Source organism: Clostridium oryzae, assembly GCF_002029235.1.
In the GTDB taxonomy this organism is placed as follows: Bacteria; Bacillota; Clostridia; order Clostridiales; family Clostridiaceae; genus Clostridium_AE; species Clostridium_AE oryzae.
The window spans coordinates 1-5,558 of sequence record NZ_MZGV01000121.1; the positions used below are offsets into that span (position 1 = coordinate 1).

4 protein-coding genes are annotated in these 5,558 nt (G+C 30.6%); 1 reads left to right on the top strand and 3 read right to left on the bottom strand.

Translation table 11 applies throughout. The features are described 5' to 3' along the window. Positions 1 to 116: 116 nt before the first annotated feature. Positions 117 to 1,472 carry a replication-associated recombination protein A gene (locus CLORY_RS22300; RefSeq protein ID WP_341456663.1) on the top strand — a complete coding sequence of 452 codons (1,356 nt, stop codon included), beginning with the start codon at positions 117 to 119 and terminating at the stop codon, positions 1,470 to 1,472. A 3-nt stretch (positions 1,473 to 1,475) separates the two neighbouring features. Here CLORY_RS22300 and CLORY_RS22305 read toward each other — a convergent pair whose 3' ends face one another. The 3 genes from CLORY_RS22305 to CLORY_RS22315 form a co-directional block, all read right to left on the bottom strand. Continuing rightward, positions 1,476 to 2,438, bottom strand: a complete 963-nt coding sequence (locus CLORY_RS22305; RefSeq protein WP_079428708.1) for a cation diffusion facilitator family transporter — start codon at positions 2,436 to 2,438, stop codon at positions 1,476 to 1,478. Positions 2,439 to 2,944: 506 nt separating this feature from the next. Beyond that, positions 2,945 to 3,313: a phage holin family protein gene (locus CLORY_RS22310; protein WP_079428710.1), complete on the bottom strand. Its 369-nt coding sequence runs from the start codon at positions 3,311 to 3,313 to the stop codon at positions 2,945 to 2,947. Positions 3,314 to 3,653: 340 nt separating this feature from the next. Beyond that, positions 3,654 to 5,501 carry a methyl-accepting chemotaxis protein gene (locus CLORY_RS22315; protein WP_079428713.1) on the bottom strand — a complete coding sequence of 616 codons (1,848 nt, stop codon included), beginning with the start codon at positions 5,499 to 5,501 and terminating at the stop codon, positions 3,654 to 3,656. Positions 5,502 to 5,558: the final 57 nt, after the last annotated feature.

Sequence of the window (5,558 nt, forward strand, 5' to 3'; positions counted from 1 at the left end):
GTATCATATTTTACTTCTATATTTATTATTTGATTTCTAAATTCATTATGCTAAAATAAAACTTATAAGAACATTCGTTCTAAAAATTCATTATTCATTATAGGAAGGAAATATATATGTCCATGATTCAAGGTTCCATATTTGATGATAAAAAATTCTATAAACAGGATCTTACAGAATCTTTATTATCTTCTCCGCTAGCCAATAGAATGCGCCCCAAAAACTTAGGTGAATTTGTAGGTCAAAAACACCTTCTTGGACTAGGCAAACCATTAAGAGCATTAATAGAGAATGATAGACTTGTATCTCTTATTTTATGGGGACCCCCAGGTGTTGGTAAAACTACTCTAGCCATGATAATCGCAAACATGACTAATTCAAGGTTTATAGATTTTAGTGCAGTAAATTCTGGCATAAAAGAAATAAAGTCTGTAATGGACGATGCTGAAGCTAATAGAAAGGCAAATATAAAAACTATACTTTTCATAGACGAAATTCATAGATTTAATAAAGCTCAACAGGATGCTTTTCTTCCTTATGTGGAAAGTGGAAGTATAATCCTTATCGGTGCTACTACAGAAAATCCTTCTTTTGAAATTAATTCGGCTTTGCTATCACGTATGAGAGTTTTTGTGCTTAATCCACTTGATTTATCTGACATAGTTTTTTTACTAAAGAGAGCGATAACTCATAAAAATGGTTATGCACATATGGACATAACCATAGAAAACTCAACTTTAGAATTTATAGCCAACTTTTCCCATGGTGATGTTAGAACTGCATTAAATGCTCTAGAGTTATGTGTAACTAGCACACCGATGATAGGGGGTAAATTTGTGATAAACGAGTCAATAGTTGTTTCTTGTTTAAACAAAAAAACTCTATTATATGATAAAACTGGAGAAGAGCATTATAACATGATATCTGCTCTCCACAAATCAATGCGCAATAGCGATGCAGATGCTGCTGTATATTGGCTTTCAAGAATGCTTGAACAAGGTGAAAATCCTCTATATGTAGCAAGACGTCTTATTAGATTTGCATCAGAAGACGTTGGCCTTGCAGACCCAATGGCACTGCAAATAGCCGTTGCAGCATATCAAGCTTCTCATTATATAGGCATGTCCGAATGTACTGTTAATTTGGCTGAAGCAGTAATATATTTATCACTTGCTCCTAAATCTAACTCTATATATAAGGCCTATGAAGCCGCGAAAGCTGATGCATTAAAAACTACAACTGAAAATGTACCTATTCAAATCCGTAATGCACCAACAAAACTTATGTCAGACTTAGGCTATGGCTCCGGATATATTTACGCACATGATACAAAAGATAAGATTGCTAATATTCAATGCCTTCCTGATAGCTTGCTAAACCATCAATATTATTTCCCTACCAAAGAAGGCAAAGAGGAACAATTCTATAAAAGATTAGAAACAATAAAGGATATTAAAGGCAAATTAAAATAAGTTCTAAATTTGTTGTGTACTGCTTATCTTCATCTCTTGCTTTTTTATAGTATGATAAGGTTCCAGATGTATTTCTACCTGCACTTTTTTGTCTATAGAATCATTGATTTTCTTTTCTATATTATGCATCAAAATATGGGATCTTTCTATATCCATATTAGGCTCTAACAAGATATGAAAATCAATATAGACCTCATTTGAATTTCCTCTACTTCTGATTCGATGTATGCCTTTGACCTCATCGAATTCAAGCACAATATTTCTTATCTTTTCGGGTTCCACAGCAACTTTATCTAACAAAATATTGCTATTAGAAATAAATATTTCTACAGCAGCATGTAAGATAAAGCCAGCGACTACTACAGAAGTTACAGTATCAATAAATGATGGTAATCCTAATTTTATTCCAATTAAAGTGATCAATACACCAATAGAAACAAATATATCAGATTTAGTATGGAGAGAATCTGATATTAAAATTTGACTTTTAAGTTTCTTTCCTCTCGTATACTCATATTTACTCACAGCTATATTTATAAATATAGTTATACACATTATAATAATACCGGGGACAGTCATACTCAATTTATGCATTTGTGGCTGCATCATTTTGTATATACCAGTTACTCCCATTTTTAGGCCTATGGCCAAAAGCATAAACCCAATGAACAATCCTGCTAACATTTCAAATTTTCTATGACCATATGGATGATTTTTATCGACAGGTTTCTTCGCGTAAAATATTCCAATTAGTCCTACTATATTTGATGCTCCATCTCCAAGAGAATGTATTCCATCTGTAGTCGTACTTGTACTATTTATTTTTAGGCCTATAATAATTTTAGATAATGCTACACTCCAATTTATAACTAACACTAAAATCAGTATTATTTCAACTCTATAAGCAATTCCAAAGTATCGCTCACTATCATTCAATGATAGATTGTACTTTTTACTATTTTTCATATTAGTATCTCCTTAGAAATGATAATTTTCCAATATACATACTATACATAATATGAAGTTTATTAAATAAAGAAACTGATATACAAAATATAATTTAATATAACATCATCTATAAGCTTATTATGATACAAATTGCATTAGCTTATAAAATTTAATGGTATGATCAATAATTTATTCTTAATATATGTAAGCTAAAGAATTTTATAAAGATCATTGATAGACAAAGAACTTCAGCTATCATCATGGTCGCAGTAAGGCATCTCTTGTCATCCAATATTTTACTACGATAAATTAAAAATCTATCCTAAAAATAATGAACAAACTTTGCTTTTCTGTTTCCATATAATACTAGCTGAAGTTCCTTGCCTATATTTCTTTTATATTTATAGGGTTTCTACTTCAACTATCAACTTATACACGTCGAATGATCGTTGAAGCGTTCGATAATTCACCATGTATAAGTTAAGTTTACGTATAGAAACCCTATAGTTATTGCATACTAGACATTAGAAAACTTGTTTTCCTGGGATTATAGCGTCGATTACTCCTATGACAAGTGCTGCGATTAGAGCACCCCAAAAAGTGACTCCAACTCCTCTTACTAAATATCCAGTTAAATAAATTATAGCAGCTGATATTACAAATCCTATTATTCCTCTTCCAAATGGATTTGCCTCGAACTTTGTCAATCTAACCACCAAATAATCTAGTACACCTATTACTACAGCTGCAATTATCAATGGCCACATTCCCGATATGGTGAAACCTGGAGTTATAAAAGCTGTAATTGCCAATACTATTGCAGAAACAACTATTCTTATAAGCATATGAACTATACTAAAATCCTCATTTCTATCACGTTTCTCTTCTGACATGAAACCACCTCCTTATAAACTTATTATTCTATAAAAATAGTATTTTTATGTGTAAATAAATCATAGCTATTTTTACTAATCAATATTCTCTAAATAAACATCGTTTTAATCCTATTTAGCCCAATAAATTAAAGAGCCATCAATCGCTACTTATAGGTAATCAGCTTAACTATAAAACACATGCAAAATAGCCTCTGAGCACTGAATATGCTTGCCTAGTTAAAAACAAGTTTTTATATTATTCATCTATATATTATTGACAACTCTTTAATTAATATACTATTTTTTTATATATCATTATATTTTATTTTGAGTGTATTCCCTTTACGCTATATAACTGTTAAACTCTGAATTTTTTCAGCATTGCTGCCAATTTCTCAGAAAGCTTAAGTTGCATTTTGGCTAGCTCTGAAGTTTCATTAATCGTGTTTGAAGTATTACTAACCTCATTTAATATTTCTTGGGAACTTGCTGCAGATTGCTGAGCAGTAGCAGAGACCGATTGAACTGAATTCGTAACTTCTTCTACTGCATTGGCAACATTACTTATTATAGCTGACAATTCTTCAGATAAGTTACTTACATATTTTGCATCTTTCTGATACTGAACACCTATATTTAAAAACTCGTTATAATCACTCTTTACATTTGTGTCCAAATACTCTAATACTTCGTGTGAGTTACTGGATAATTCTTCAAACGCATCTGTAACTTGATTTATTATACCGTGTATGTTAGATACTGTTCTTGTCGTTTCATCAGCTAATTTTCTTACTTCTTCAGCAACTACTGAAAAACCTCTACCATGTTCTCCAGCCCTAGCCGCTTCAATTGCTGCATTAAGAGCTAAAAGATTTGTTTGCTCAGCTATTCCTCCTATTACTTCTGCCATTTTTACTATCTGACTCACTACTTTCCCTTTCTGAAGAGATTTCATTATTTTTTCATACTGCTCATCATATATTTTTCTTGTACTATCAATAGATTTCTCCCCTCTTATTTTTGTTACTTCTGCTCTATTTTGTATTTCATTAGCAACATTGTAGCTATCATTAGCCTTTTGCAATATAACATTTATTTCGCTATTTAACTCTTCTATTGACGCATTCACTTCCTGAGCCGAAGCACTAAGTTCTTCAGCTCCTCTTGAAATTTCTTCTGTTGAAAAGCTTATATTCGCGATTTTATGATTTATATTAGCTACGTCACTAGAAAGTTTTTCACTTGATTCTCTAACCTTGTAAGAACCTCCAGATACTTCTGAAATGAGATCTTTTACATTTGCAGTTGCTGTATTAAGAGACATAAAAAGCTCTCCCATCTCATCTGTACTGCTAATCTTTATCTGTTGAGTTAAATCTCCATCTCCGAAATCTTTTGCAAATTTAAGTACTTGTTTTATACGTGATGTAATTCCTTTAGATATTACATAGCCTAGTATTACAGCTACTATAAAACTTAGAATCAGCATTACAACCATTATAGCTACTGTATATAGATATATATTTCTGTTTCTATCGTTTTGGTTTTTTGCTTCCTGAATGTAAGTTTTAATCAATCTATCTAGTACTGTGTTTATACTTTGTTGAGATACATTCATCTTATTTAATGACGTTTGAATATTCGTATTATCACCTTTTTTGACCGTGTCCATAAAAGCTGACTCACTGCTATCATAGTTATTTTGATATTTAACATATTGCTGAAGAATCTTTTGCTCTTTTTCGTCTACACCTTTTTTGATGAGTTCATGTATTATTGACTTATTTTGATCATTTAATTTTTTTACACTTATTGATGCCTCTTCAATTCTTTTATTTGATTGACCATTTATCTGATACAATGCGTCATTAGTATTCTGATAAAGCATAGTAGATATTATTTCGGACATTTTAACTGCATTTTCTTTAACAGTTTTTACATTGCTCAAAGCTATCAAATTATTATTGTACATAGAATCTGCATTTTTATTTATTGAATTTATATTATATAAACCTACGAATCCCACAATTATAATAAGTATTGAAGTTATTGAAAATCCGAATGTTAGTTTTTTTGATATTGTTAAGTTTTTTATGTTAATTTTTATGTTCTTTGGTTTTTTATGCAGCACATTTTCTTTTGTTATCATGTTTTTTTTGAATTTTTCATCCTTTTTTTTTCTATTTCTTATCTTAATTCCGTTCAATATAAATACCCCCCAATAGAAAAATTATACTCATTTTTATAATACTAACTTCTTATT